This window comes from Nostoc piscinale CENA21, from assembly GCF_001298445.1.
Lineage (GTDB): Bacteria > Cyanobacteriota > Cyanobacteriia > Cyanobacteriales > Nostocaceae > Nostoc_B > Nostoc_B piscinale_A.
Window position 1 is genome coordinate 3,565,584 of sequence record NZ_CP012036.1, and the last position, 25,976, is coordinate 3,591,559.

General features: G+C 41.1%; 20 protein-coding genes and 2 pseudogenes. 15 read left to right on the forward strand and 7 right to left on the reverse strand.

Annotated elements, in window-relative coordinates; translation table 11 throughout:
- The first annotated feature begins 62 nt into the window (after positions 1–62).
- The 3 genes from ACX27_RS15300 (at position 63) to ACX27_RS15310 (ending at position 5,203) form a co-directional block, all read left to right on the forward strand.
- Positions 63–4,403: a tetratricopeptide repeat protein gene (locus ACX27_RS15300; RefSeq protein WP_158507390.1), complete on the forward strand. Its 4,341-nt coding sequence runs from the start codon at positions 63–65 to the stop codon at positions 4,401–4,403.
- Between the two features lie 156 nt (positions 4,404–4,559).
- Positions 4,560–4,847 (forward strand): DUF433 domain-containing protein, encoded by a 288-nt coding sequence (locus tag ACX27_RS15305; protein WP_062294081.1) that lies wholly within the window; start codon positions 4,560–4,562, stop codon positions 4,845–4,847.
- A complete protein-coding gene (locus ACX27_RS15310) occupies positions 4,844–5,203 on the forward strand; it encodes a DUF5615 family PIN-like protein (RefSeq protein WP_062294084.1) in 360 nt (119 codons plus the stop codon). The genes ACX27_RS15305 and ACX27_RS15310 overlap by 4 nt, the downstream gene beginning before the upstream one ends.
- A gap of 134 nt (positions 5,204–5,337) precedes the next feature.
- Here the strand turns inward: ACX27_RS15310 and ACX27_RS15315 are convergent, their stop codons facing one another.
- The gene (locus tag ACX27_RS15315) at positions 5,338–6,009 is read right to left on the reverse strand and encodes a (2Fe-2S) ferredoxin domain-containing protein (protein ID WP_062294088.1); all 672 of its coding nucleotides are present in this window, start codon (positions 6,007–6,009) and stop codon (positions 5,338–5,340) included.
- An 81-nt stretch (positions 6,010–6,090) separates the two neighbouring features.
- Complete coding sequence (locus ACX27_RS30955) at positions 6,091–6,345, reverse strand: Asr1405/Asl0597 family protein (protein WP_083468748.1); 255 nt, start codon at positions 6,343–6,345, stop codon at positions 6,091–6,093.
- Positions 6,346–7,336: 991 nt separating this feature from the next.
- Between ACX27_RS30955 and dpsA the strand changes: the two genes are divergently transcribed.
- From dpsA to nblB, 8 genes are all read left to right on the forward strand, one after another.
- Positions 7,337–7,891 (forward strand): DNA starvation/stress protection protein DpsA, encoded by a 555-nt coding sequence (gene dpsA, locus ACX27_RS15320; RefSeq protein ID WP_062294090.1) that lies wholly within the window; start codon positions 7,337–7,339, stop codon positions 7,889–7,891.
- Between the two features lie 588 nt (positions 7,892–8,479).
- Positions 8,480–11,740, forward strand: a complete 3,261-nt coding sequence (carB, locus tag ACX27_RS15325) for a carbamoyl-phosphate synthase large subunit (RefSeq protein WP_062294093.1) — start codon at positions 8,480–8,482, stop codon at positions 11,738–11,740.
- A 753-nt stretch (positions 11,741–12,493) separates the two neighbouring features.
- Positions 12,494–13,450: an RNA polymerase sigma factor, RpoD/SigA family gene (locus ACX27_RS15330; RefSeq protein WP_062298358.1), complete on the forward strand. Its 957-nt coding sequence runs from the start codon at positions 12,494–12,496 to the stop codon at positions 13,448–13,450.
- Between the two features lie 346 nt (positions 13,451–13,796).
- Positions 13,797–14,150, forward strand: coding sequence for a DUF760 domain-containing protein (locus ACX27_RS15335; protein ID WP_062294098.1), 354 nt, complete (start codon positions 13,797–13,799; stop codon positions 14,148–14,150).
- 431 nt (positions 14,151–14,581) lie between these two features.
- Complete coding sequence (gene mutT / locus ACX27_RS15340; RefSeq protein WP_062298359.1) at positions 14,582–15,028, forward strand: 8-oxo-dGTP diphosphatase MutT; 447 nt, start codon at positions 14,582–14,584, stop codon at positions 15,026–15,028.
- Between the two features lie 35 nt (positions 15,029–15,063).
- On the forward strand, positions 15,064–15,846 hold the full coding sequence (locus ACX27_RS15345) for a DUF4058 family protein (protein WP_062294101.1): 783 nt from the start codon (positions 15,064–15,066) through the stop codon (positions 15,844–15,846).
- A gap of 166 nt (positions 15,847–16,012) precedes the next feature.
- The gene (locus ACX27_RS15350; protein ID WP_200929806.1) at positions 16,013–16,471 is read left to right on the forward strand and encodes a CBS domain-containing protein; all 459 of its coding nucleotides are present in this window, start codon (positions 16,013–16,015) and stop codon (positions 16,469–16,471) included.
- Positions 16,472–16,584: 113 nt separating this feature from the next.
- On the forward strand, positions 16,585–17,250 hold the full coding sequence (nblB, locus tag ACX27_RS15355) for a phycobilisome degradation protein NblB (RefSeq protein ID WP_062294104.1): 666 nt from the start codon (positions 16,585–16,587) through the stop codon (positions 17,248–17,250).
- Positions 17,251–17,466: 216 nt separating this feature from the next.
- Here the strand turns inward: nblB and ACX27_RS15360 are convergent, their stop codons facing one another.
- The gene (locus ACX27_RS15360; RefSeq protein WP_062294107.1) at positions 17,467–19,554 is read right to left on the reverse strand and encodes a serine/threonine-protein kinase; all 2,088 of its coding nucleotides are present in this window, start codon (positions 19,552–19,554) and stop codon (positions 17,467–17,469) included.
- A gap of 243 nt (positions 19,555–19,797) precedes the next feature.
- On the opposite strand from ACX27_RS15360, the pseudogene ACX27_RS35760 reads away from it, so the two are divergent.
- Both ACX27_RS35760 and ACX27_RS15365 read left to right on the forward strand, forming a co-directional pair.
- A pseudogene (locus tag ACX27_RS35760) lies at positions 19,798–19,950 on the forward strand (DUF6888 family protein); the annotation flags it as partial.
- A complete protein-coding gene (locus ACX27_RS15365) occupies positions 19,934–20,182 on the forward strand; it encodes a DUF6887 family protein (protein ID WP_200929807.1) in 249 nt (82 codons plus the stop codon). The pseudogene ACX27_RS35760 and the gene ACX27_RS15365, both read left to right, overlap by 17 nt.
- Before the next feature lies 1 nt (position 20,183).
- Here ACX27_RS15365 and ACX27_RS15370 read toward each other — a convergent pair whose 3' ends face one another.
- From ACX27_RS15370 to rpaB, 3 genes and pseudogenes are all read right to left on the reverse strand, one after another.
- Complete coding sequence (locus ACX27_RS15370; RefSeq protein ID WP_062294110.1) at positions 20,184–20,702, reverse strand: DUF456 domain-containing protein; 519 nt, start codon at positions 20,700–20,702, stop codon at positions 20,184–20,186.
- Positions 20,703–20,715: 13 nt separating this feature from the next.
- Positions 20,716–21,375 carry a cofactor assembly of complex C subunit B gene (locus ACX27_RS15375; RefSeq protein WP_062294113.1) on the reverse strand — a complete coding sequence of 220 codons (660 nt, stop codon included), beginning with the start codon at positions 21,373–21,375 and terminating at the stop codon, positions 20,716–20,718.
- A gap of 70 nt (positions 21,376–21,445) precedes the next feature.
- Positions 21,446–22,175, reverse strand: a pseudogene (rpaB, locus tag ACX27_RS15380) (response regulator transcription factor RpaB).
- Between the two features lie 176 nt (positions 22,176–22,351).
- On the opposite strand from rpaB, the gene radA reads away from it, so the two are divergent.
- Positions 22,352–23,923 carry a DNA repair protein RadA gene (radA, locus tag ACX27_RS15385; RefSeq protein ID WP_062294118.1) on the forward strand — a complete coding sequence of 524 codons (1,572 nt, stop codon included), beginning with the start codon at positions 22,352–22,354 and terminating at the stop codon, positions 23,921–23,923.
- An 89-nt stretch (positions 23,924–24,012) separates the two neighbouring features.
- A complete protein-coding gene (locus ACX27_RS15390; protein WP_083468749.1) occupies positions 24,013–24,768 on the forward strand; it encodes a Uma2 family endonuclease in 756 nt (251 codons plus the stop codon).
- A 52-nt stretch (positions 24,769–24,820) separates the two neighbouring features.
- On the opposite strand, the gene ACX27_RS15395 is transcribed toward ACX27_RS15390, so the two are convergent.
- Positions 24,821–25,747 carry an ATP adenylyltransferase family protein gene (locus tag ACX27_RS15395; protein ID WP_062294123.1) on the reverse strand — a complete coding sequence of 309 codons (927 nt, stop codon included), beginning with the start codon at positions 25,745–25,747 and terminating at the stop codon, positions 24,821–24,823.
- Positions 25,748–25,976: the final 229 nt, after the last annotated feature.

The window sequence follows — 25,976 nt, forward strand, 5'->3', positions numbered from 1 at the left end:
ACCTTGATGTATCGTCAATTGAGAAATTAATTCAGAAAGCAAAAGGTAGCTACTATATGCTGATGCCTGATTTAAAAGGAATTGGGTCTCAGTTATTTTATTGGTTAGATGGAAATGGTAGGTGGCTCAGTCGAGCAATTAATAATTGTACAGAGGAAGGCTTAATTCTAGCGTTAGATGTACGTGAACGATTAGGGCATCTACCTTGGGAAACGTTGCATGATGGAGAGAAATTTTTAATAGAGCGCGTTAATCCAGTTGTTGTCCCAGTACGTTGGGTTGATCGTCCTGTTCAAGATTCAGGGGATGCACAGCAACGTCCTTTGCGGATTTTATTTATGGCAACATCGCCAGAGGATGTATCACCTTCACTTGATTTCGAGCAGGAAGAGGCTCAAATCTTGACTCAAACTAGAGATATTCCTCTTGATTTAAGAGTAGAAGAAAGTGGTTGTATTACAGAATTAGGCAAACTTTGGGGGCGCTACCGTGAACCGTTCGACGTGTTTCATTTGACAGGTCATGCGTCTATAAAGGATGAACAACCGTTTTTTCTTACAGAAACAGAAACTGGAGAACTCTACCCTGCTAACGCATCAGATATTGCTTCAGCTTTAAGATTTCGCATACCGCAGCTAGTGTTTTTATCAGGCTGCCGAACGGGTGAAGCGGCGGGTGATGGTGCAGTATCTTCTTTGGCTGAATCGTTGATTGAGCAAGGTTGTAAAGCTGTTTTAGGATGGGGAAGACCGATCGCAGATGTTGTAGCAACACAAGCAGCAGCGTATCTCTACAGCAAACTGGCTGCCGGGTATGAAGTTTCGGAGGCACTTGTCAGTACTTATCAATATCTACGAGAGGAAAAAGTAGAGGATTGGCATCTGCTGAGACTTTATATTCGAGGTCAGTGTCCAAAAGCGTTAGTTGAACCATTAGGCGATCAAGTCTGGTTGCCAGAAGAACCAATTTATGAGCAGTTTCTGGATTCGCAGGGAATGGTTCGAGTTGCCACACCACAAGATTTTGTAGGGAGACGTAGAATACTGCAACGTAGCTTGCGAGCGTTACGGGCAGCAGATAAGTTGGGTGTAATTTTATATGGTTTAGGTGGAGTTGGCAAAAGCACTGTTGCAGCAAGGCTTTTAGAACGGTTACAAGGATATGACAAAATTTTTATTTATAGGCAATTAGATGAGGACAAATTGCTCAAGCAGCTTGCTGAACAATGTCTTTCAGAAACGGGACAGAAAATTATACAAAGTAATCTGTCACTCACGCAAAAGTTAACCAAGTTCTTACGAGAAGGACTAAATGAGCAAGCGCAAAGACTGATCTTTGTTCTTGATGACTTTGAAGCAAACCTAGAATTAAGAACAGATGGTGATGCAGTTTTAAAGCCGGAAGCTGTAACAGTCTTGATATCCCTGCTGAAGGCAATCACTCAATCCCGTCTTCCACACCGGATTATTATTACATCTAGGTATGATTTTTTGTTGCCAGAACTAAGTCAGCGATTGCATCGAGAACAGTTAGCTGCTTTATCTGGTGCTGATCTACAGAAAAAATGTAACCGTTTAGTATCTTTTGCACCTAGTTCTGAAATTGATCGAGAGTTACAACTAAAAGCTTTGATAACTTCGACGGGTAATCCTCGCTTGTTGGAGTGGTTAGACAAAGTTTTACAAGTGCAACAAGTTGGTAAGAAAGAAATATTGGAACAGGTAGAGAAAACTAGCCAAGAGTTTCGTGAAAGCATTTTGGCAGAGGAACTACTTAATCGACAACCACTAAAACTGCAAAGAATGCTGGCATTTTGTTTAGTTTATCAGTTACCAGTACCTCAGTCTGCAATAGAAGTTATTTGTCCAAAAACTTTTGATGTCAATAGCTATATTACTAGAGCAGTTGCATTAGGTTTGCTTGAGTGTGTACATTCTCAAGAAGAAACCTTGTACTATGTCCCACGAATTCTTGAGCCGCTTCTGGATTTTCCTAAAGATTCTCTAGAATTATATAAAACTGCTGCGGAACATTTAGATAAAATATGGTTTTTCAAGGGTTTTAAAAAGATTGTAGAGGCAGAGGAAAAACTACCAGAAAGCTCTCTTATTAATGATCCTTTTGAGCAATCTATGCCAAGTTATAGGTTGCTTGAGTTGTATCGACTCGCAATTAAAGCTTTGAACCCAGACTTGTTAACTAGAGCCAATTGGTTTTTAGTAATGCGTCTCAACCGCCAAGGAAGGTACAGAGAAGTAGCGACACTATGTAAATTTGTCCGTGATGGTGCTTATGCTCATTTAAAAATTCATATTATCTCTTTTAGGCTACTCTACTACTTAGCAAAAGCACAAGAACATATTGGGGAAGTGGAAGAAGCTTTGTATAACTATCAGGAGGCGCTAAAATTTTGTTCAGATGAATATGAAACTGAAAAAGCTACAATTCTTCATGATTTAGGCGATTTATACGTTAAGCAGGGTAACTATCAGGAAGCCCTGAATATATGCCAGCAGGTTATGAAAATTGATGATAAAGATAATAATAAGCTCGGTAAAGCTAAGTCTCTTAGTCAAATGGCAGATATCAAAAGAGAATTAGGTGAACCAGAGGAAGCACTCAGGTTGTATATGGAAGTACTGGAACTTACTCAAGAAATAGGAGATAAAAATTTTCTCTATACGGTACAAAATAACATTGCTACTCTTCAAGTTGATCTTGGTAAAACGGATGCTTGGGATCATGTATTACCAACTTTAGTTTCACACAAAACGGAGTCCCAAAAAGTTGAGGATACAATTACACTCCTCAGCAATACGGCATCCTTAAGACTCAAACAAGGTGAAATAGAAGAGGCAAGAGAGATTTTTGAACACTTGAATAATTTACTGCCCCAAATTGATAACTCTTGGCTCCAAGCACTGCTTTTACATAATATAGCCACTTTCCGGTCAGATTGTGGTGAGAGAGAGCTTGCTTTAGAGCTTTACAATCAAGCTCTCGAACTACATAGAAAGAATGGTGATAAACCGCATGAAGCAATGACACTTCAGGAGATAGGAATTCTCTATGAGCGTCAAGATAATGTCAGTGAAGCTTTAAAGTTTCTCGAAGATTCTTACGAGTTAGCATTGAAGATTGGAAATAAGGACACTCAAGTCCATATCTTAGTACGAATCGCATCAATACTGATTGATCAAGATAATGTAGATGAAGCCGAAGATAAATTAAATGCAGCTTTAGCAGTACTCCAAAAATCTAATAATCCAAAACATCATGTGTTCGCTCTTAGAGAAATGGGGCGGCTTCAAATAAAACAAGAAAATTATGATGCAGGAGCAGAATTTTTAGGGCAAGCTTTAGAGAAATGCAGTTCAGTTGCTGATGTTATTCTTCGAGCTACTATTCTCAAACTTCTGGGAGAAGTTGTTTCATTTCTTGGTGAGGTAGATGTAGCAATTGAGCATTTAACAGAATCTCTCAACATTTACCAAAAACTAAATTTCACTAAAGAAGTTGAAAAAGTTAGAGGGCTAATTAAGAATGCTCAACTAAAAAAGCCTGCACAATTGTATCAAGCAGCAATTGCTGAAGCTGAAAAAGGTAATGCGAGAACAGCACTTGATTTATTTGAGCAAGCTCTTCCTATGATAGAAGAACTTGGCGATGAAGAAATTAAAGCGCGTATCTTACTATCAATGGGAAACATTTTGATAGGTGAAGGAAATTTTAAAGAGGGTGTTAAAAAAGCATCTCAAGCAATTGAGATTGCAAAGCAGCATAATCTACCTGAAAGGGAAAACATAGAAAATATTGCCCTTGCAGTACAGTACGGAACACTGAAACATATTTTTAATTCGGCTCAAGAAAAATGCAAAAGCCAAGAATTTGACGAAGTACTGAATTTAGGGAACCAATGCTTAGAACTTTCAGAACTATTAGAGGATGTTTACTGGGCTTCGGAAGTTTACTCAATGCTTGGGCAAATCAAGGCACATTTGGGTGATTATGAAGATGGTATAAAAGATTTGAAAAAAGCGGTTTTGTTAGCTCAAGAAAATCAACTTGATGGAGTTGAGGAATTACAGAAGATAATTCTTGCAATAAATCATAATCAGGCAGTTTGCTTACACGAGAAAGCTAATTCTGCTGCACAGGAAGGAAATGTAGCGAAAGCAATTGAACTTGCTCAAAAAGCTTATGAATTTCAGTGCAGCATCAATTATAAAAATATCCAACCTGTTACTTTAGGATTGCTGGGACAAATGCTGTTAGCTCAACATCAATCAGATGAAGGATTGAAGAAACTACAGCAGGCATTAACAATTGCCCAAGAATTAAAAGAACAAGAACTTGTACATCAGCTTCAACAGATAATTTCTTCATATACTAGTAGTTCGTAGCGTGGGCATTTTCAACCAGACTTTCAATCTACCTGGAATATAGTGGTTAATGCCTACCTGAAAGATTGAATAAGCTTTGCAGAAATTTGCTGGGACTTTGAGCGATCGCACTAACTGTTGATTTATGATCGAGGTTAAAACAGAGGAATTTAGTGAATGCAAACCTTTACAGATATTGGTACATTGATTGTTCGCACACCAGGAACACTAGGTGGCCGTCCTCGCATCGCAGAAACCAGAGTATCTGTACAAAGAGTTACAGCTTGGTACAAAATGGGGCTAAATGCTGAGGAAATAGTTGACAGAATGGGAAACTTGACTTTAGCGCAAGTATATGCAGCATTGACTTATTATCATGCTAATCGAGAAGAAATTGAAGCTTACCTCACAGATGAAAAGTCCAGCTATGAACGATTAGCAGCACAGATGAATCAGTCATTATGAGCAAAATACGGCTGTTAATAGATGAGGATGCAATGGATCATCGATTTGTTGCATCATTAAGAGCAAGAGGCTTAGATGTGACAACTGTTGGAGAACTAAGTAGAACTGGTTTGAGTGATGAAGAACAGTTAGCTATATCAACTGAACAGCAGCGTGTATTTTATACATTTAATGTTGGTGATTTCTGTCAGTTGCATAGTGTTTACATGACAGAAAACAGAAATCATTCAGGTATTATTATTTCGACACAAGACTATTCAGTAGGTGAGCAGATGCGGCGAGTTTTGAAGTTGATGACAACTAAATCTGCTAAAGATATGGAGAATCAGCTAGTTTTTTTTAAGCGCCTATTCTGAAGAGTAATATAAATAACTACCCAATAAGATATTAAAAATTAAAAAACCCAGCTATAACTCTTGCATCTTCTTTGCAAAAGTTATAGCCAAGTTTAAAGGAAACACACTAATCTGCCAACTTCATGATTTTCTCATTAAATCGCAGAAATTTTTGCAGAAACTTTATTGAAATTAGATATATTTATTGGTAATAATTCTGAACTCTCACTTTGCTTATCTTCTGGCTGTGGTGTAAAGTGCTTATCCATCACAGAAGCAACTTCAGATGGTTGAATCCGGTTATAACGGGTTTTATCAGGCATCACGACATTGGGGCCTGCCTTGCAGTTTTTCATACAGCCTGTACCTTTGATGGTAACTTGGTCTTCTAGGCCACGATCGCTCAATGCCGCCTCAAAAGCTTGACAAACTTCTTTACCGCCACGTTTCCAACAGTCTGATTTTTGACACATCAAAATTGTCTGCTTTGTCTTTGCAGGTTTGCTTTGAGGTACAGTATTCGCAGGCGGTTCCTGTAATGCAACTCTACCTAAATCAGCACTCGCCGCCATTACCCGTTCAGCTTTGAGTGTAAACTCTCTTTTTTTATCATCATATTTTTTAATGCCGACGACTTGCAGCCAAGTACCTTTAGGTAAGCGCCAATCAAAAGCAGCCCTCAAATGTTTAGCCAGCTTGACATAGCATTCACCCTCAGAAGTCTCTAATTTTAAACCTTTGAGCTTATAACCATCTTTAATAACAAAATCTATAAATCTGCCTTCTAAGCAAAATTCCGTAATTTCCTGACTGTAGATTATACCCATATTTTTTACCCTAATTTTTTACCGATTAAGTTTGTTCTAACCACGTAACAGCTGTCAGACATCTGTCTTTAGCAATGAATCTCAATAGTGGCTTTGCCAGCTATTCTCAAGAGTCTGAATTAGTTCTGGGCGACAAGCAAGAAATCGCTGCATTACACACCAAAATTGAATCATTGCCAAAGGATTAGCAATTTCAACTTGCAATGGCTTGTTAACCTCACAGCAACAGGGAATATCTAGCTCATTTAAACGTTGATAAACTTGCCAACGGTCTGCCCAATTAACTTCAACTACGTACTTCTGGTCTATTTCTGAACCGGAACTAAACGATTTCAAGAGACGAACCCTCAAAGTGCGACAAATTTGCAGTAACTAGCCTGCCTTGGCTCCCCGATTTTGAAAATCTTGGGATCATAGCTTCTTTAAATAAGAATAACCTAAGTGCGAACTATTCTCAGTTATTCTCTAGCAAAAATATGAAAATTTCTCATTAACTGGAGGTTAAAAAGTACCTCAAATGCTTATGTCATCAAGCTTTGACGTGATTGGAAATTTGTAAAAATTTAATATTTTTTTCGGAATTACCTAGTGAGATGAAATGGGGGTGCAAGGGTGTCAGGGTGTAGGTGAGCAAAACCCCGTACACCCCTATACCCTGACACCCAGTCTCAACCCAATACTTTTCGGATAAAGGTTTACTCATTCTAAATTTAGATCCCCCCGCCTACGGCGACCCCCTTAAAAAGGGGGTAAAAGAGGGTTATTAGCCCCCCTTTTTAAGGGGGGTTGGGGGGATCTGAACAAGATTTAGATGTTAACCGAAATGTATTGAGTCTCAACCGACAATCTTTGTGCGTAACCCATAACCCTGACACCCAGTCTCTTGGTGCGTAAGTCCTATTTGATTGATACCCAGTCATGGTCAACCGGGTATTAGGTAAGACCAATAGTCAATTGTCTGCTTTAACTCAGTGGTGCTACTGGGAAAGACTGAAAAATATTCAGGAAAATTAGGCTCAAACCCTATTCAGTTCTGCTTCTCACCTTTTGAGTTCTGCCTTTGTCTGAATGTCTTTCTTGTTTCCTTTACTGCATGAATTTCTTAATTGGTAATTTATCCTATTAGTAAATATTTCTACAATCGCTAGATATACGCCTTAAGAAATAGTTCAAGATTGATATGCCAAAAAGCAAAAATTTGCAATTATCGCCACAAAAAAATTTTAGAAATTTATGATATTCTTTGGGCTTGCTTTTATTTTCAGAATGTTAATATGTAAAAACTAAGCGGTTAAAAACTATAACTGCAAAAATAGCGAGGAGAACCATGTCTGATACACAAACTTTATTACAAAATTTCGGTCAAGTTTACGACAATCCTGTATTGTTAGACCGCAGTGTTACTGCTCCAGTTACAGAAGGACTAAACGTTGTCTTAGCTAGTTTTCAGGCACTCTACTTGCAGTACCAGAAACATCATTTTGTTGTAGAAGGTGCAGAGTTTTACTCATTGCATGAGTTTTTTAACGATAGTTACAACGAAGTCCAAGACCATGTTCATGAAATTGGCGAAAGACTTAACGGTTTAGGTGGTGTACCAGCTGCTTCTTTCAGCAAATTAGCAGAATTAACTTGTTTTGAGCAAGAATCTGATGGCGTATATTCTTCCCGCAAAATGGTAGAAAACGACCTAGCCGCAGAACAAGCTATTATTAATGTGATTCGCCGCCAAGCTGCACAGGCAGAAAGTTTGGGCGACCGTGGCACACGCTATATGTACGAAAAAATTCTGTTAAAGACCGAAGAAAGAGCTTATCATTTAGCCCATTTCTTGGCAAAAGACAGCTTAACTTTAGGTTTTGTTCAACCTGCTCAAAACTAGAAATATCCTTATCTAGTTCAGTCTTTATATGGTTGCAGCAAAATCTGATAATCCAGAATATTAAGAGAAAGTAAAAAATGACAGAGATACTGAATGCCTCTCTGTCATTTTTTATTTAAATATACAGAAAATCACAAGATAAAATAATTCTCTCATTGCATATTAAAAATTATTAGCAATTGGGTAAATGATAAATACTTTTATTTAAGAAACATTGCGGATATTGTTAAATATTCATATCAGCCGGAAACTCATACTTAAATAATTAAAGTAGGTAGCAGGTTAGATACAAATTATTTGCGGATAATTGCGAATTTGAATTTTGAGAATTAATTAAAACTTTCAACACAAAAAAATGGGCTACCGAGTTAGTCAAGACAAGTAAGACACATAAGATAGTAAAAGAGATATATTCGTCAATAGTCATTCGTCGATAGTCATTTGTTCTCTGTACATCCTGGTTTTCTTACTTTCTTTTCTCTAGCAGCGAAGATTCAACCCGGAAAACTTGATAATAAACAAGCTGACTGAGGGCAAAGACCCTTAAAATAATCAGGATTTGTATTTTCTTACTCCAACCCCAAGACTATGCCCCGCCGTCAAGACCTGAAAAAAATACTACTGTTAGGATCTGGCCCAATTGTGATTGGGCAAGCTTGTGAGTTTGACTACTCTGGAACCCAAGCCTGTAAAGCATTAAGAGAAGAAGGCTATGAAGTGGTGTTGGTCAACTCCAATCCTGCCACAATTATGACTGACCCGGAAACGGCCGATCGCACTTATATTGAACCGTTAACACCAGAATTAGTCGCTAAAGTAATCGCTAAAGAACGCCCAGATGCTTTACTCCCAACAATGGGGGGACAAACTGCCCTCAACATCGCCGTTGCCCTCGCCAAAAACGGTGTCTTAGATCAATATAATGTGGAATTGATCGGCGCAAAGTTAGCCGCGATCGAAAAAGCAGAAGACCGCAAACTATTCAACGAGGCGATGGCTAAAATCGGCGTGCAAGTCTGTCCGAGTGGTACAGCCTCATCTTTAGAAGAAGCCAAAGCGATCGCTCGTAAAATTGGTACATATCCCCTAATTATCCGCCCCGCCTTTACAATGGGGGGGACTGGTGGCGGTATTTCCTACAACCAAGAAGAATTTGAAGAAATGGCACAGGTGGGAATTGATGCGAGTCCGGTATCGCAGATTCTCATTGACCAATCCCTCCTCGGCTGGAAAGAATATGAATTAGAAGTGATGCGCGATTTGGCAGATAACGTAGTAATTATCTGTTCTATCGAAAACCTCGACCCGATGGGGATTCATACAGGCGACTCCATCACCGTTGCACCCGCCCAAACCCTCACCGACAAAGAATATCAACGGTTGCGGGATATGTCGATTAAAATCATCCGCGAGATTGGGGTAGAAACTGGCGGTTCTAATATTCAGTTCGCCGTTAACCCGGTGACTGGGGATGTTGTGGTAATTGAAATGAACCCCCGCGTATCTCGCAGTTCGGCGTTGGCTTCTAAAGCTACAGGTTTCCCGATAGCCAAGATGGCGGCGAAGTTAGCCGTGGGTTATACCTTAGACGAAATTAACAACGACATCACCAAAAAAACCCCCGCCTCCTTTGAACCAACAATAGATTATGTAGTTACCAAAATTCCCCGCTTCGCCTTTGAAAAATTCCCCGGTTCGGAACCAGTGCTAACTACACAGATGAAGTCAGTCGGGGAAGCAATGGCTATCGGACGTACCTTTAACGAATCCTTCCAAAAGGCGCTGCGTTCTTTAGAAACCGGACGCGCGGGTTGGGGTTGTGACAAAGCCGAAAAATTACCCAGTGGCGAACAAATCCGCGCTTTGTTGCGGACACCGAATCCCGATCGCATTTTTGCTGTACGTCACGCCATGCAACTGGGACTCACCAATGAGGAAATCTATGAACTCACAGGGATTGACCCTTGGTTTTTAGATAAAATGCAGCAGTTGTTGGAAACTGAAAAATTTATCAAGCGCACTCCGTTAAAGCAGTTGACAAAAGAACAACTGTATGAAGTTAAACGGGAAGGCTATAGCGATCGCCAAATTGCTTTCGCCACCAAAACCACAGAAGATGAAGTGAGGGCATACCGTCAACAGTTGGGAGTCATACCAGTTTATAAAACTGTTGATACCTGCGCGGCTGAGTTTGAAGCGTTTACCCCATACTATTATTCCACCTACGAACCCGAAACCGAAGTTTTACCTTCCGAGAAACCCAAAGTAATGATTTTGGGTGGCGGCCCGAACCGTATCGGTCAAGGAATTGAGTTTGACTATTGTTGCTGTCACGCTTCTTATGCTTTAAAAGGCGCAGGCTATGAAACCATCATGGTCAACTCTAACCCAGAGACAGTTTCTACTGATTACGATACTAGCGATCGCCTCTACTTTGAACCATTAACTAAAGAAGATGTTCTCAACATCATCGAAGCCGAAAACCCCGTGGGAATCATCGTTCAGTTCGGCGGACAAACCCCATTAAAGTTAGCATTACCGCTGCAACAAGCACTCAGCGAACATCCCTCAGCACTCAGCACTCGTATTTGGGGTACATCCCCCGATTCCATCGACACAGCCGAAGATAGAGAAAGATTTGAGCAAATTCTCAAGCAATTAAATATCGCTCAACCACCAAATGGAATTGCGCGGAGTTATGAAGATGCGTTGATTGTGGCTAGACGTATTGGTTATCCCGTGGTGGTGCGTCCTAGTTATGTATTGGGTGGACGCGCAATGGAAATTGTCTACTCAGATACAGAACTGGAACGCTACATGACCTTTGCGGTACAAGTAGAGCCAGAACATCCCATTTTAATTGATAAATTCTTAGAAAATGCCATCGAAGTCGATGTAGATGCGATCGCTGATCATACCGGACGTGTGGTAATTGGTGGCATCATGGAACACATCGAACAAGCTGGGATTCACTCTGGCGACTCTGCTTGTTCTTTACCTTCAATTTCTCTCCCACCCGCCGTTCTCAATCAAATTCGCTCTTGGACTGTGCAACTGGCGCAAGCACTTTCGGTTGTGGGGTTGATGAATATTCAGTTTGCTGTGGTGGGTGTTGGTTCCTACTCTCCCCAAATCTACATTCTCGAAGCTAACCCCCGCGCTTCCCGGACTGTACCTTTTGTTTCTAAGGCTACAGGTGTGCAGTTGGCAAAACTAGCATCATTAATTATGTCGGGTAAAACTCTGGAGGAGTTAGACTTTACAGAGGAAGTCATACCTTCACATATTGCCGTAAAAGAAGCAGTTTTACCCTTTAATAAATTTCCTGGTACAGATACAATATTAGGCCCGGAGATGCGCTCAACCGGTGAAGTGATGGGCATAGATAGCGACTTTGGCCGCGCCTTTGCCAAGGCAGAATTAGCTGCTGGTGAGCGTTTACCCATGAATGGTACTGTATTTGTGTCTATGAGCGATCGCGACAAAGCCTTAGCCATTCCCGTAGTCAAGGAATTTATTGACTTAGGCTTTACTGTGATGGCGACTTTCGGCACACGCCAAGTACTTCAAGAAAATGGCTTAAAGGTTGAATTGGTGCTGAAACTCCACGAAGGTCGTCCCCACGTCCTGGATGCAATTAAAAACCAGAGAATTCAACTCATCATCAACACACCTTCCGGTGAAGAAGCGCAAACCGATGCTAAACTCATCCGCCGCACAGCCTTAGCTTACAAAATCCCGATTATTACTACCATTGCTGGTGCAAAAGCTACCGTCGCCGCTATCCGTTCTCTGCAAAATACCACTTTAGACGTAAAAGGCATCCAAGAATATTGTCTGAAGCCTTAGTGGTAAATTTGCCCGGCGTGGCACTGAATTTGACTGGAGTATAAGGGGTTTGGAGGCAGTGTAAAGATTTAACTTGTCTCCTACCCTTTTTTCATGAATCTGCTTTAAGCAGTATTTACAAGGAAAATTAAGTAATTATTATAGAAGAAACCTTATGGTTCATATTGAGATATTTTAACAAATATGAGTAAAATAATTTTTCTCTCTGCGAATTTTTATTAACTAGCAAGTGCGATCGCTCTCTGTCATTTCAAGTAATTATACTCAGTCCAAATACTTGATTTATAGGAGTTTCAGCCCAAAACAACCAATTCATGACTTTTACCCACCTATTGACCACCGTCTATGGTTCTCATTGTTGCTGTAAGAGGAATCAAGGTTGATTAACCACTGTGTTTAGACTATTACAACCATTCTCAAATTCAATCGTTTTCAGTCTATGGGGCTTTGCAAATTTTTTCATAAATGTTACAATTTTTAATAAAGTTTAAAGATGTAAGGTGTTGTTCTAGCTACCCTGATCTATCCGTAGATACTTGTACAATCTCAGAAAAAACTGTAACGTCTAGCAGTTAATAGCCTAAATTGATTAATAAAATCTGCCGACTGTAACGGAAGCGTAAATCGTAAACCATATCATGTGTTCCCAATTCAATTGGGCAGCACTTCAACAAAAATCTATTTATCAGTTATCTACTAGTTAGTTGAATGACTCAAGCAATTAACCCCCCAACATCACCAATGAGTAGCGCCATCAAGACGGCCCCGACAGCTACAGACCTCGTGCGGACTTATCTGCGTGAGATTGGCCGTGTACCCCTGTTAACCCATGAAGAAGAAATTCGCTACGGTAAACAGGTGCAGCGTTCAACTGCTTTACAAGAACTCCGAGAATCTTTAGCTGGCAAGTTAGGTCATGAACCCACCTTAGAAGAATGGGCGAAGGAAGCCAAGCTAGATACAACCGAATTGAACAAAGCGATCGCCGAGGGTGAAATTGCGAAACGTAAAATGGTCGAAGCCAATTTGCGCTTAGTGGTATCTGTCGCCAAGAAATACATCAAGCGCAACGTAGACTTACTTGACCTGATCCAAGAAGGTAGCATTGGAATGCAACGGGGTGTAGAAAAATTTGACCCCACCAAAGGTTATCGGTTTTCTACCTATGCTTACTGGTGGATTCGCCAAGCAATTACGCGGGCGATCGCCGAAAAAGCCCGTACCATTCGCCTACCCATTCACATCACCGAAAAACTCAATAAAATCAAAAAAGCCCAGCGTCAGTTATCGCAAAAACTCGGACGCGCCCCTTCAGTTGGTGAATTAGCCCAAGAACTAGATTTAACTCCCAAGCAAGTCAGAGAATACCTGGAAAAAGCCCGTTTACCACTTTCTTTAGATTTGCGTTTGGGAGACAACTACGACACCGAACTCGGAGAAATGCTAGAAGACCCTGGTGCTTCTCCCGAAGAGTTCGTCATGCAAACCTCCCTCTCATCCGATTTAGAACGAGTCATGGCAGAACTCACCCCCCAACAGCGAGAAGTCATTACCTTGCGCTTTGGGTTGATTGATGGTCAAGCCTTAACCTTGGCCAGAATTGGTGAAATCTTAAATATCAGCCGTGAACGAGTCCGCCAAATCGAACGGGAAGCCTTAAACAAACTCCGCAAATCCAAAGCCGCAATGAATGAGTATTTGGCGAGTTAGTTGTTTGTCATTTGTCATTTGTCCTTGGTTATTAGTAAAAAGGTTTAAGGGTGTAGGGGTACAGGGGTGTATGTAATCCAAAAGCCTTACACCCCATACCCTTACACCCCTACACCCAATCTCCACAAACAAACTTTGTCCGTAAGTCCTGAATAATTGACTAATAACTATTAGGCGAGAAAATACTCTGGTTTTTGTACGGTTACACCGACTTCTATGTGAGAATGTGCCTGTTAAATTATTTAACAGGAACAACAAAACGACAGCGATCGTTAAATATAAGACAGGCACATCTTATTTCAGTTGCAAACATAGCCACCAGCAACAGTAGTACAGGAGGTTAAACGTGAGTAACCAATCCAATCGAGTCTCAGAAGAATTTTTCCCCAGCGACGCATCAGAAACGAGTAACTTACTGTGGCAATATGTTAAATCTTTAAGTCCCGAAACAGTAAGCCATTTATCTAAACCAACATCTCCCGAAGTCTTCCAAGTCATGGAACGTAACATTGTAGGTTTGTTAGGTAACTTACCACCAGAACACTTTAATATGACCATTACAACCAGCCGGGAAAGCCTTGGTCGTCTGCTGGCTTCCGCAATGATTAGCGGTTATTTCCTGCGTAACGCTGAACAACGTATGGACTTTGAAATGGCGCTACAAGGTACAGAAACCAATAATCAAGAAATTGAAGAGTAATGCAAAATTTTACTGTCCTGCGAAATCCTAATCACCCACCTTTGCTCACATCCAAATCCCTGTAATGCGTTAGCGACAGTTTCAATACAATTACTAACCGCTAACGCCGTGAGGATTTGACCAATGGTGATCAGTAGTTATGTTTGATAGGAATGGAAGGGAGCAAGATGTTTAAACATTAGATTTCTCAGAGTAGATTAATCAATAGTTCTGAAATCGAAACTTGTAGCTTTGAGCGACTTCTGCGACAATATTTAAGAAATTAATAGAAATTTGACTATCAATCATATAAACTCGGCAGACACAAAATTAACCTGCCGAGTTTTTTGATCAGTCTGCTAGCTCCCCGATTTCTTCAAGAAGTCGGGTATATGACCACTCCAGTTGATTAGATGAATCAGCAAATCTGTAATCTAAAATCTAAAATTGATATGACTTCTATTCCACATAAAATTATTGGTGTCGCCGTCATTTGGAATGACCAGCAGCAAATTTTAATTGACCGCCGTCGTCAACAAGGTGCAATGGGTGGTTTATGGGAATTTCCTGGGGGCAAAATTGAACCAGGAGAAACCATAGAAGAATGTATCCGGCGAGAAATAGCCGAAGAACTGGGTATAGAAGTTGTAGTCAAAGACCATCTCATCACCATTGACCATACTTATACCCATTTGCGTGTAACTTTAACCGTGCATCACTGTCACCTGTTATCTGGTATTCCCCAACCGCTAGAATGTGAGGAAGTTCGCTGGGTAAGCTTAGATGAATTAGAAAATTACGCCTTTCCCGAAGCAAACACTCAAATTATCGCCGCTTTAAAAAGTGCTGAGTATAAAGTGCTTGACACTGAGCGGAGTCGAAGTGTGAGTGCTGAGTAAAGCAGTCTGTTGACTTTTCACGTTTTCTCTTAATTATGCCTTCTCCATTTCCTGGGATGAATCCCTATTTAGAGCATCCAGCATTATGGTCTGGGATTCATCATCGCTTAATAACTGCGATCGCTAATGATTTATCACCACAAATTCGACCAAAATATATTGTGGCGATTGAAGAGCGTGTTTATCAAAGTAGCGGTGAAGAATCTTTACTGATTGGTGTTCCTGATGTATCAGTGCAGCGAGCAAGGAATAACATCAATCAACCTAATAATGTGGCTGTTGTTACTCCCAATGTTGAGCCAATAGAAGTAACAATCCCTTTGCCAGAAGTCATAACAGAAGGTTATTTAGAAATTCGGGCAGTAAAAACCAATGAAGTTGTTACAGCCATAGAAGTTCTTTCTCCTAAGAATAAGCAATCTGTGATTGGTCGCTTGCAATATGAAACGAAACGTCAAACAGTTTTAGGCAGTTCTACTCATTTGGTAGAAATTGATTTACTCCGTCAGGGAAAACCAATGCCGATTTTGGGTAAAACCATAGAAAGCGACTATCGAATTTTAGTCAGCCGCAGCGAAGTCCGCCCCAAAGCAGAACTCTATGGTTTTAAGCTCAAAGATAGTATTCCTCAGTTTGCCTTACCTTTGCATCCAGAAGACCAAGAACCATTCTTAAATCTCCAAAAGGTCATCAATGATATTTACGAACAAGGTAGTTACGACTTGAGAGTTGATTACACTTGTGACCCCATACCTGCATTATCAGCCACAGATACAGTTTGGCTGAATGACCTGCTGCATCAACAAGGTTTAAGGTGAGAATTAATTTTCTATAGCTTCCTACCTCTGTTTGGCGAGCGCAGCCGAAGCACTGCCTTCTGCTTTAAAATTGTCCACAAGTAACAATCTATTAACTCAATTCAGTTCATCCCGGCAATTTTCTACAATAATCCCAGAGACTGTAAAAAATGGTGTCAGCAAGCAAATGTCTAGAAATGTTGCCGACGTAATGAGCCGCGAACCGATTGTTGTTCGGACGGAAACTCCTCTAAAGGAAGCTATTCAAATTTTGGCAGAGAAACGCATCAGTGGGCTGCCTGTGGTGGATGATGTCGGTCAACTGGTGGGGATTATCTCTGAAACAGACTTGATGTGGCAAGAAACTGGTGTAACTCCGCCTGCCTACATTATGTTTTTGGATAGCGTGATTTATCTAAAAAATCCTGCCACTTATGATCGCGATTTACATAAAGCCTTGGGGCAAACTGTGGGAGAAGTAATGAGTAAAAATCCTGTAACTATTTCTCCCAATAAAACCTTAAAAGAAGCAGCACAAATGATGCACGATCGCAATGTGCATCGCTTACCTGTATTAGATAGTGAAGGTCAAGTGGTTGGCATACTTACTCGTGGCGATGTAATTCGCGCAATGGCTGCAAGTTAATCATGGTCATGAGTCATTAGTCATTAGTTAGGAGTTTCTTGACTATTGACTATGGACATTTGACGATTAACTATGGAGATTTTTTAAAACATTTTGGAAATTAGGACTATTAAATGAGTATTACTCCTGAGTCTGTAAGACAAATGCTCAGTTCTCAAGATTTGGGCGATCGCTTGCGTGCTGTCAATCAAATCCGCGAATTAGAACCCGCAGTTGGTTTAGAACTTGTGCAGATTGCTATAGGTGATAGCAACTCAAGAGTGCGTTACTCAGCCGTGAGTCAGATGGATACACTCGGTACACTGGATTTGCAATTGTCTTTGGATATTTTACGCGATCGCCTGCACAATGACCCTGAAGCCGATGTGCAAGCCGCCGCTGCCGATTGTTTAGGTGCGCTTAAATTACACGATGCTTTTGTAGATTTACAGCAACTTTATCACTCGACTAGTGAGTGGCTAGTTCAATTCAGCATCATTGCGGCATTAGGCGAATTAGGTGATCCGCGTTCTTTTGACTTGCTTCAAGAAGCCCTGTCATCCGAGAATGAATTAGTCCAAACTGCGGCTATTAGTTCCTTTGGTGATTTAGGAGATACCGCCGCCATTCCTTTATTAGCACCATATTCTACTAATCCCGATTGGCAAATGCGCTATAGAGTCGCCCAAGCTTTAGCCAGACTGGGTGGTACAGAAGCCAAAGCGATATTAGAAACTCTGGTAAATGATGAAGTCGAAGCCGTCGCCACAGAAGCGCAAAAATCTTTGCAGACTTTTTAGTGATTCATCTATTTAAGCGATCGCATCGTTGTGAGTTGCAGGTGCGATCGCCTGCTACATCCGAAAAGTCTTAAGATTATTTGTGTCACAATTCAATAAGACGACATTGAACATAGGCAGTGTTGAATAAACAGAGTGATTGTTTTTGTTGCGATTGTTTAATTTCCTACCCCAGCTTGGTTAAACAGTCTCGACTTTAGCGTAGGTCAATCATAGCTAAGGTAGCCGCCAAATTTTGATGGTGTTGTCTATACTACCACGGGCAAGAGTTTTACCATCTGGACTAATGGCCAAGGAACTAAACCCATTAGAATAAGATGTGAGGGTGCGGATTTCTTTTACAGTTTTAAGATTCCACACTTTGATGGTTTGGTCACTAGCACTGACAAGGGTTTCGCCATCTGGACTAAAGACCACAGAACTTACTGAGCTTAAGTGACCTTTGAGGTTGAGGATTTCTTGTCCTGTTAAAATATCCCACATTTTGATAGTTTGATCACCACTACCACTAGCAAAGGTTTTACCATTTGGACTAATGGCAACAGAACTAACCCCTTCGGTATGCCCTTCCAGAGTGCGGATTAACTGTCCTGTTGCAAAATTCCACAGTTTGATGGTTTTGTCATTACTAGCACTGACAAGAGTTTGGCTATTTCGGCTGATAGCAACAGAACTAACCCAGTCGGTATGACCTTCCAAAGTGCGGATTAACTGTCCTGTTGCAAGATTCCACAGTTTGATAGTTTTGTCACGGCTACCACTGACAAGAATTTGACCATCTGGACTGATAGCAACAGAACTAACCCCTTCGGTATGCCCTTCCAGAGTGCGGATTAACTGTCCTGTTGCAAGATTCCACACTTTGATGGTCTTGTCACGGCTACCACTGACAAGAATTTGACCATTTGGACTGATAGCAACAGAACTAACTCCTTCGGTATGCCCTTTCAGAGTGCGGATTAACTGTCCTGTTGCAAGATTCCACACCTTGATGGTCTTGTCACGACTGGCGCTGATAAGAGTTTTATTATCTGGAGTAAAGATGACGAAACGAACCGAGTTCAAATGACCTGTGAGAGTTCTTGCTAAGAACATGTCGCTGGTTTTACCGCTTAATTCACAGATAATTACAGAGATTGGATTAGTCGGAAACAAGCGATAACGGACATAACCATATATTTGAAGTCCCACTAGGGTAATAACAACACCCAGCAGTAATTGTGTTGCTAACTTAGTATTTTTAGCTGGCTGTGGTGATACTTTGGAATTACCTGATAGCTCTTCTGCGATTTCTGGTATGGGTGCTTGAGTTTTAGAATCTGCTATGGCAGGTGGCTGTGAGGTTGGGTGTGAATTTACTGGTAGTTGTGTTGGTGGAAAGTCTGCAAAGTCTGGCTGGATTTTGGTGATAGAAGGCTTTGGTGGTGGATTTAAATCTTTTAATAATTCCTCCACTGACTCATAACGCTGATGAGATTCTTCTTGCAACAATTTATCTAGAATCCTTCCAAATTCTTGACTCACACTTTGCCGCAAATGATCTCTCCAACTAAAAACCCAACCATAACCTTGTCGTTTCCATAATTCCCAAGGGTGAATTCCACTCAGCAAATGAAAGCAGGTTGCACCAACACTATATAAATCACTGGCTGGGTGAGCTTCACCGCCCTGCATTTGTTCCATTGGTGCATAACCAAAAGAACCAATTTGAGTTCCGCCTTGCGTTATGGTCGTTGCGGTCAATTGCTTGGATGCACCAAAGTCAATAAGTACTAACTTCCCGCTATTGTGACGAATAATATTCTCTGGTTTAACATCGCGGTGAATGACTTTTTCTTGATGCACTGTTTTGAGAATATCTAGCAAATCTAGCAAGACATCTCTAACTTTCTCTTCTGTGAAATGTCCTAGTTGTTGTATTTCTTTTAATAAATTCTGTCCTTCAATAAACTCCTGCACTAAGTAAAGGCGTTTATCTTCATTAAAATACGCTAACAGTGTGGGAATTTGCGGATGTTTACCTAACTGTTGTAGTCGTTTTGCTTCTTGTTCAAATAGTTCTGTAGCTTTTTTCAGTGCGCCTGTTCCCTGGACTTGCGGTGCAAATTGCTTGATGACGCAACGCTCATTGAGCTTGTCGATATCTTCTGCTAGATACGTTTTACCAAATCCTCCGCCACCTATTGATTCAATTGGACGATAGCGGTTTCTTAATGCGATTAATGGGCTACCACAGCTAGAGCAGTGTATTACGCCTTCGGAATTGGGTGGGTTGTGGCAAGCTGGATCTAGGCAGCAGGTCATAACTGTGCATCTATCGGGAGGTATAGTTATTATCGCTTAAGCATGGCCTCATCTGAGTAGTTACCGCAAAATAATTAATAAATGGATGTCAAGATGATTAAGTCAAGTCAATATTATGTTTGTTAAATGTTGGTTCATGCTGTTGCTTCATTAAACGCACTAGCAAGACTTATGATTACTTATGTCACAATTGAGGAACAGACAATAAATCCCACAAACGAGCAAGCATAAGCCTGTGTACGTGTCTGCCAAATGTTATCAAACACCTACAAAGACATTCACCTCTTTCGTTTTAATGTCTTAACTAGAGAAATATATATTCTGGCAGGCGAGAATATTCAAATCATCGTACCCCCTAGTGGATTTTGGAGGTTTTTAAGTGAAACCGAACTTTGAAGCAATGACTAACAAAGAACTGACAGCTTATGTACTTACACACCGGGATGATGATGAAGCTATTCGGATCTTATTTAGTCGCCGTAACCCTCCAGACTCGGAAGCGACATGGTATGGGCCAATGTTTGCTGAAGATGGTACACCAATTGAAGAGAATATTCGGATAGCAGAAGAAGCAATTAGACAACGTATTGAACAGGCAGAGAAAAGAAAGCAAGATTCTCAAAGTTAGGTTATCCACCAAATACTTGCGGCCAAGTTGTCACGATAAAAACGGCTACTGCGGCTACTGCTAATAAACCTTGAATTAAATTTCCGACTAATGTACCGACGACAATTCCAAGACCTGCTTTCACTGCTGGCCATAATTCTCGGCGGTAAATAAATTCACCCACAATTGCGCCTAATAGCGGCCCAAATAACATTCCGAGTAACGGCCCGCCAAAGGGTAAAGCTGGTAATAATCCCAAAATTCCTAATACTAAACCAACAACTGCGCCAATTTGTCCCCATTTACTAGCACCTGCTTGTTTTGCACCTAAATAACTGGCTAAAAAGTCAACACCTATACTTAAAAGCAAAACAATTACTGTGACTATTAACGGTATCTTAATCGCTGCAAAAGAACCGCTAACAAATCCCCAAATAATAATGGCAGTTAAAATTAAGCTGCTACCAGGAATTGCTGGCACTACAGCACCAATAATTCCCACAACCATTAAGGCAATTAGTAACCAATAAATAATTTGCATAAGTAATTTTTAATTATGAAGCATCAAAGCTGATTTGTTGAAGAGTGACAGCTAATTTATCAGCAATGCCAGCAATCCAATTTTCATCTTGCTTAGTGTAACTTCTGGGTGCATTTGCTCCTAAAATCATCACACCTTGATCGGCAATTGGTTGACAAATTACCCCTTGGGTATTTTCGGGTAAGTAATCAAATTCTATTCTGCCTGGGTAGAGGTTTAAAGCGACTAAATAACTGGCTGTTGTTTTTCGATTAACTCGTTTGAAGATTGGCCCTGGTACGACTTCTGATTTAGAACCCAGAATACCGCGACGTAACAAAACTTTGCCTTGATATACAACTACCAGCGATCGCGTGACGGTATTCGTTAATATCAAGTGAGATGCCCAGGCTAGTTCTGTTTTCACGGCTTCTGGTAAGTCTTCTGACAGGATAAAACCTTCTTCCCCAATCAGTTCCACCGCATCAGGCGATCGCGGCTGTACTTGTTGCCAAATTAACCCTGTTAAAATTAACACAGCACTCAATATCACCCCCAACACATCGCCACGTGATTGGGATTCTGTGAGTTCTGGGGTTAATATACGGTTAATCAGCAAAAGTATAGCGCCTAACCCACCAACAACTATGGGCAAACGGCGCAAAACTCGATTGGGATCATCAGGTTTAGTCATCTTAAGTGCTGAGTGCTGAGTGCTGAGTGCTGAAGAATAAAATTTCACACTTCATACTTCACACTTTCCTTTACTCTTCTCCAGGTTCAATTATGCGTTGAAACAGATAGCCTGTACCGCGTGCAGTGAGGATTAATTCTGGGTTACTGGGATCGTCTTCTAATTTTGCCCGTAACCGAGAGATATGCACATCTACCACCCGCGTATCTACATGGCGTTCTGGAGTGTATCCCCAAACTTCTTGCAAAATTTCGGAACGAGAAAAAGCTTCACCAGAACGGCTGACTAGCAATTCTAGTAAACTGAATTCCATTCCTGTCAAGCGGATACGTTCATCACCTTTGTAGACTTGTCGCTTGTTGGTATCGATTTTGATATTCCCTACGTGAATTACTCCAGAACTGGGAATTCCCGATGCACCTGTTTTATCGACACGACGCAAGACTGAGCGAATCCGCGCTTCTAGCTCTTTGGGGGAGAATGGTTTAACTACGTAGTCATCAGCGCCTAATTCTAAACCAGTGATGCGATCGGCAACATCCCCCAAGGCTGTTAGCATAATAATAGGGACATCTGATTCCTTACGTAATTCTTGACACACGCCGTAGCCATCGAGCTTTGGCATCATCACATCCAACACTACTAAATCAGGATCAGATTTGCGAAAAGTGTCCAACGCTTCTTCACCGTCGCCAGCAGTTACAACATCGTAGCCAATCATCGAAAGGCGCGTTTCTAAAATCCGGCGAATGCTGGCTTCATCGTCTACCACCAGAATTTTTTTCTTTATGACTTTCCAAGTTTCTCAACGCTCCTTAACTAAAATTTTTCATGATTAATTTTTAATACCATAATATTAAGATATCATTCCCACAATTGATTTGAAAAATGCGGTATAACCTACTTTTCTTTGACTTTAGATTTTTGTAAGAATTAAGAAAAAATTAAGAATAATTAACTTAATTAAGATTTAAGAATGCCTAAGCCTAAAACCTTTTACATTTGTAACGAATGTGGTGCAGAATCTCCCCAATGGTTTGGTAGATGTCCTAATTGCGGAACCTACAATTCTTTAGAAGAACAAATTACGATTCAATCTTCTGTGGATGTCCCCACAAGAGGCGGAGTCAGCAGTTGGCACAAAGAGCAAAGTAATGGTAAGCCTAATGCTAAACCAGCAAAACCGCGGGCTTCCCTGACTTTTGATCAAATTAGCGATCGCCAAGTCACGCGCTGGGAATCTGGCTATGGAGAATTAGATCGAGTCTTGGGTGGGGGCGTTGTTCCCGGTTCAATGGTATTAATCGGTGGTGATCCGGGAATTGGGAAATCGACATTATTGTTGCAAGTATCCAATCAGCTGGCGCAGAGATACCGTATTCTCTACGTTTCTGGGGAAGAATCAGGACAACAAGTCAAATTGCGGGCTTTGCGTTTGGGTGTGTCTAAACCTATGAATGTAGTTGGGAATGGTAATGGTAAACAAGCTGATTCTGATGAGGATACAGAAGAAGTAGAAACATCTGCGACTCCAGAAGCAGCAGAAGAATCAGAAGCCGCAGACGGGATAAGTGCAGACTTGTATGTTTTACCAGAAACCGATTTAGAAGAAATTCTGCGGGAGATAGATTCCCTCAGACCAAATGTTGCAATTATCGATAGTATTCAAACAGTGTTTTTTCCGGCGTTGACATCTGCGCCCGGTTCGGTAGCCCAGGTGCGGGAATGTACCGCCGCTTTAATGAAGGTGGCAAAACACGAAGATATTACGATGTTAATTGTGGGACACGTCACCAAAGAAGGTGCGATCGCTGGGCCGAAAGTTTTAGAACACTTAGTAGATACAGTATTGTACTTTGAAGGCGATCGCTTTGCCTCTCACCGCTTATTAAGAACCGTGAAAAACCGCTTTGGTGCCACCCACGAAATCGGTATCTTTGAAATGGTAGAACACGGACTGCGAGAAGTTTCTAACCCTTCAGAGTTATTTTTAGGCAATCGTGATGATCCCGCACCTGGTACAGCAATTGTTGTGGCTTGCGAAGGTACACGCCCAATTGTAGTGGAATTACAAGCCCTTGTTAGTCCTACCAGTTACCCTTCCCCGCGACGGGCTGGAACTGGTGTAGACTACAACCGCTTGGTGCAAATTCTCGCAGTCTTAGAAAAACGTGTGGGAATTCCTATGTCTAAATTAGATTCTTATGTTGCTTCGGCGGGTGGATTGAGTGTAGTAGAACCAGCCGTAGATTTAGGAGTAGCGATCGCTATTGTTGCCAGTTTCCGCGATCGCATCGTCGATCCCGGTACAGTATTAATTGGGGAAGTCGGCTTGGGTGGACAAGTCCGCGCCGTTTCCCAAATGGAATTGCGGTTAAAAGAAGCAGCTAAATTGGGATTTAAGCGAGCGATCGTACCGAAAGGCACAAAATTTCCCGACCTTAATCTAGAAATCTTACCAGTATCCAAAGTAATTGATGCAATTATTGCTGCCATCCCCCATCAAACACTAGAAGATAGCGATTTCGAGACAGACGATGACGAATAGGTAATAGCTAATAGGGGACAGGTTATAGAATCTCCCCTCAACCCTGGTTACTGAGCGCAGTCGAAGTACACCCCACACCCCTACTCAACATGACAGCCACCATCACCCAAAACTACCAAATCACTTGGGAAAAACTACCCGAAGATTACATTCTGCCCGATGAACCAGTGGACAACATCAACCAACCAGCCTTAGCCGCAGCCTTAACCCAAAGCCTAGAACTAGCGGGAAAACTCCCAATTAATGCGCTGACACCAACAAATTACGGCATTTGCGCGACTTTAAATGGCGCAACAGTTGTCAAAGCTCCAGATTGGGCATATATTCCTAACATTACAGTCAGTAGAGAAGAAGTAATTCGTAGTTACACACCGCAATTAGAGGGAGACATCCCCATAATTGTGATCGAATTTCTTTCTGATAAAGATGGCGGAGAATATTCTATAAAACCAACTTATCCCCCTGGTAAATGGTTTTTTTACGAGTGCATTTTAAAAGTACCAAACTATGCCATTTTTGAACCAGCCAGCGGCAATTTAGAAGTTTATTTTTTAGATAATAATACAGGTAGATATACCATACAAAGCCCCGACGAAAACCAACATTACTGGATAGCCGACATGAATTTTTATCTGGGTGTATGGCAAGGTACACACGAAAATCGTACAGGCTATTGGTTGCGCTGGTGGGATGAAAACGGACAACTACTATTGTGGGGTTCAGAGTTAGTTGAACAAGAACGCCAACGTGCTGAACAAGAACGTCAACGCGCTGAACAAGAACGCCAACGCGCAGAAAGACTAGCAGCACAATTGCGAGCCGCAGGTATTGAACCACAAGATTAAATTTTTGGTCAATGCCTCATAACATAAGTTTGGTTTATTTCATTTAGGATTGCTATGTAGATTTGACTATTGACTTTTTTACAGCAACTTCTTTCAAAATGTTCATTGGCCCTGTATTTTTGAGGAGTTGCATTTCTTGTTCATTCTTCACTAGTAATGCACCAGCAAATCCTAATGAGTTGACAGAAATTGATTGGAATTTTTCTTGCGATCGCGGTACAATCATCATCCATTCTTTAGTTGCTAGTAAGTTGTAAGCCGCAGATGGTGTTCGACTATCAACTATTTCTATCTCCACAGCACTTAACAAATTGTGATATACCTGCCAGATAGCTGCTGCTGAGGTTAACGGAGATTCCACCCAATTAGGATCTAAAATTGCAAAAGCGTTAACAAACGGTAGTTGCGATATTTTTCCTACACCATCTTTCAATTCTGCTGATGCTAGTAATGGTTCAATAGGTATCTGCATTCCAGTAGGAGCGAGTGGCAAAGGTACTATTTGCAAATGTTTGTGTCGCTGACTAGCGCCTGCGGTTTTACCACTGTTGTAAAAAGCTAAACCATCAAAGTCAGCTAAACAAGCCAATAAAGCCGCAAAATCTTCTAGTGTGAGTAGGCTTTCTTGTTCTTCAAAAGCACGGGTGATGAGGAGTAGATGATAGTCAACAACGTTGAATTTGTTCAAAATACAGACATGAGTATCGGAAATATCCGCCACAAATAAATCTTGTTCATAGGGAAGGAAAGGGTTGAAATCCTTACCAGCAGAAGTTTGTTTATCTTGTTGTTTCTTGGCTGCGTCTTTGCGGGTAAGGTTCGATAAAATTCGGACTAAAAAGTTAACGCCATCTTGCTCAACAAATTCAAATTCTGTCGGAATAGAAAGCAACGCCCCACATTTGAGAGCATGTAGTGTACTTGCTTGGACACTTGTCCATAAAGTGCCAGCTTTTAGTAAAATTTCTCCCTTGAGCATTGATGAGTGCATGATTTAACATTCATCAGTCTAAATCAGGTTCAACGCCAAGCGATCGCAATTGTGCTATTAATCTTTCTGTCCAAACCACGTAACTTAAACGCAAATCTCTTTGTTCGTAAAGCCGCGAACCACCCACAACTGCAAACCAATCTGCTTGCTTGTACTACAGTGGATGACGCAAATCATAATAATAATTTACTGAGTACGGTAAACTACCATACAATGC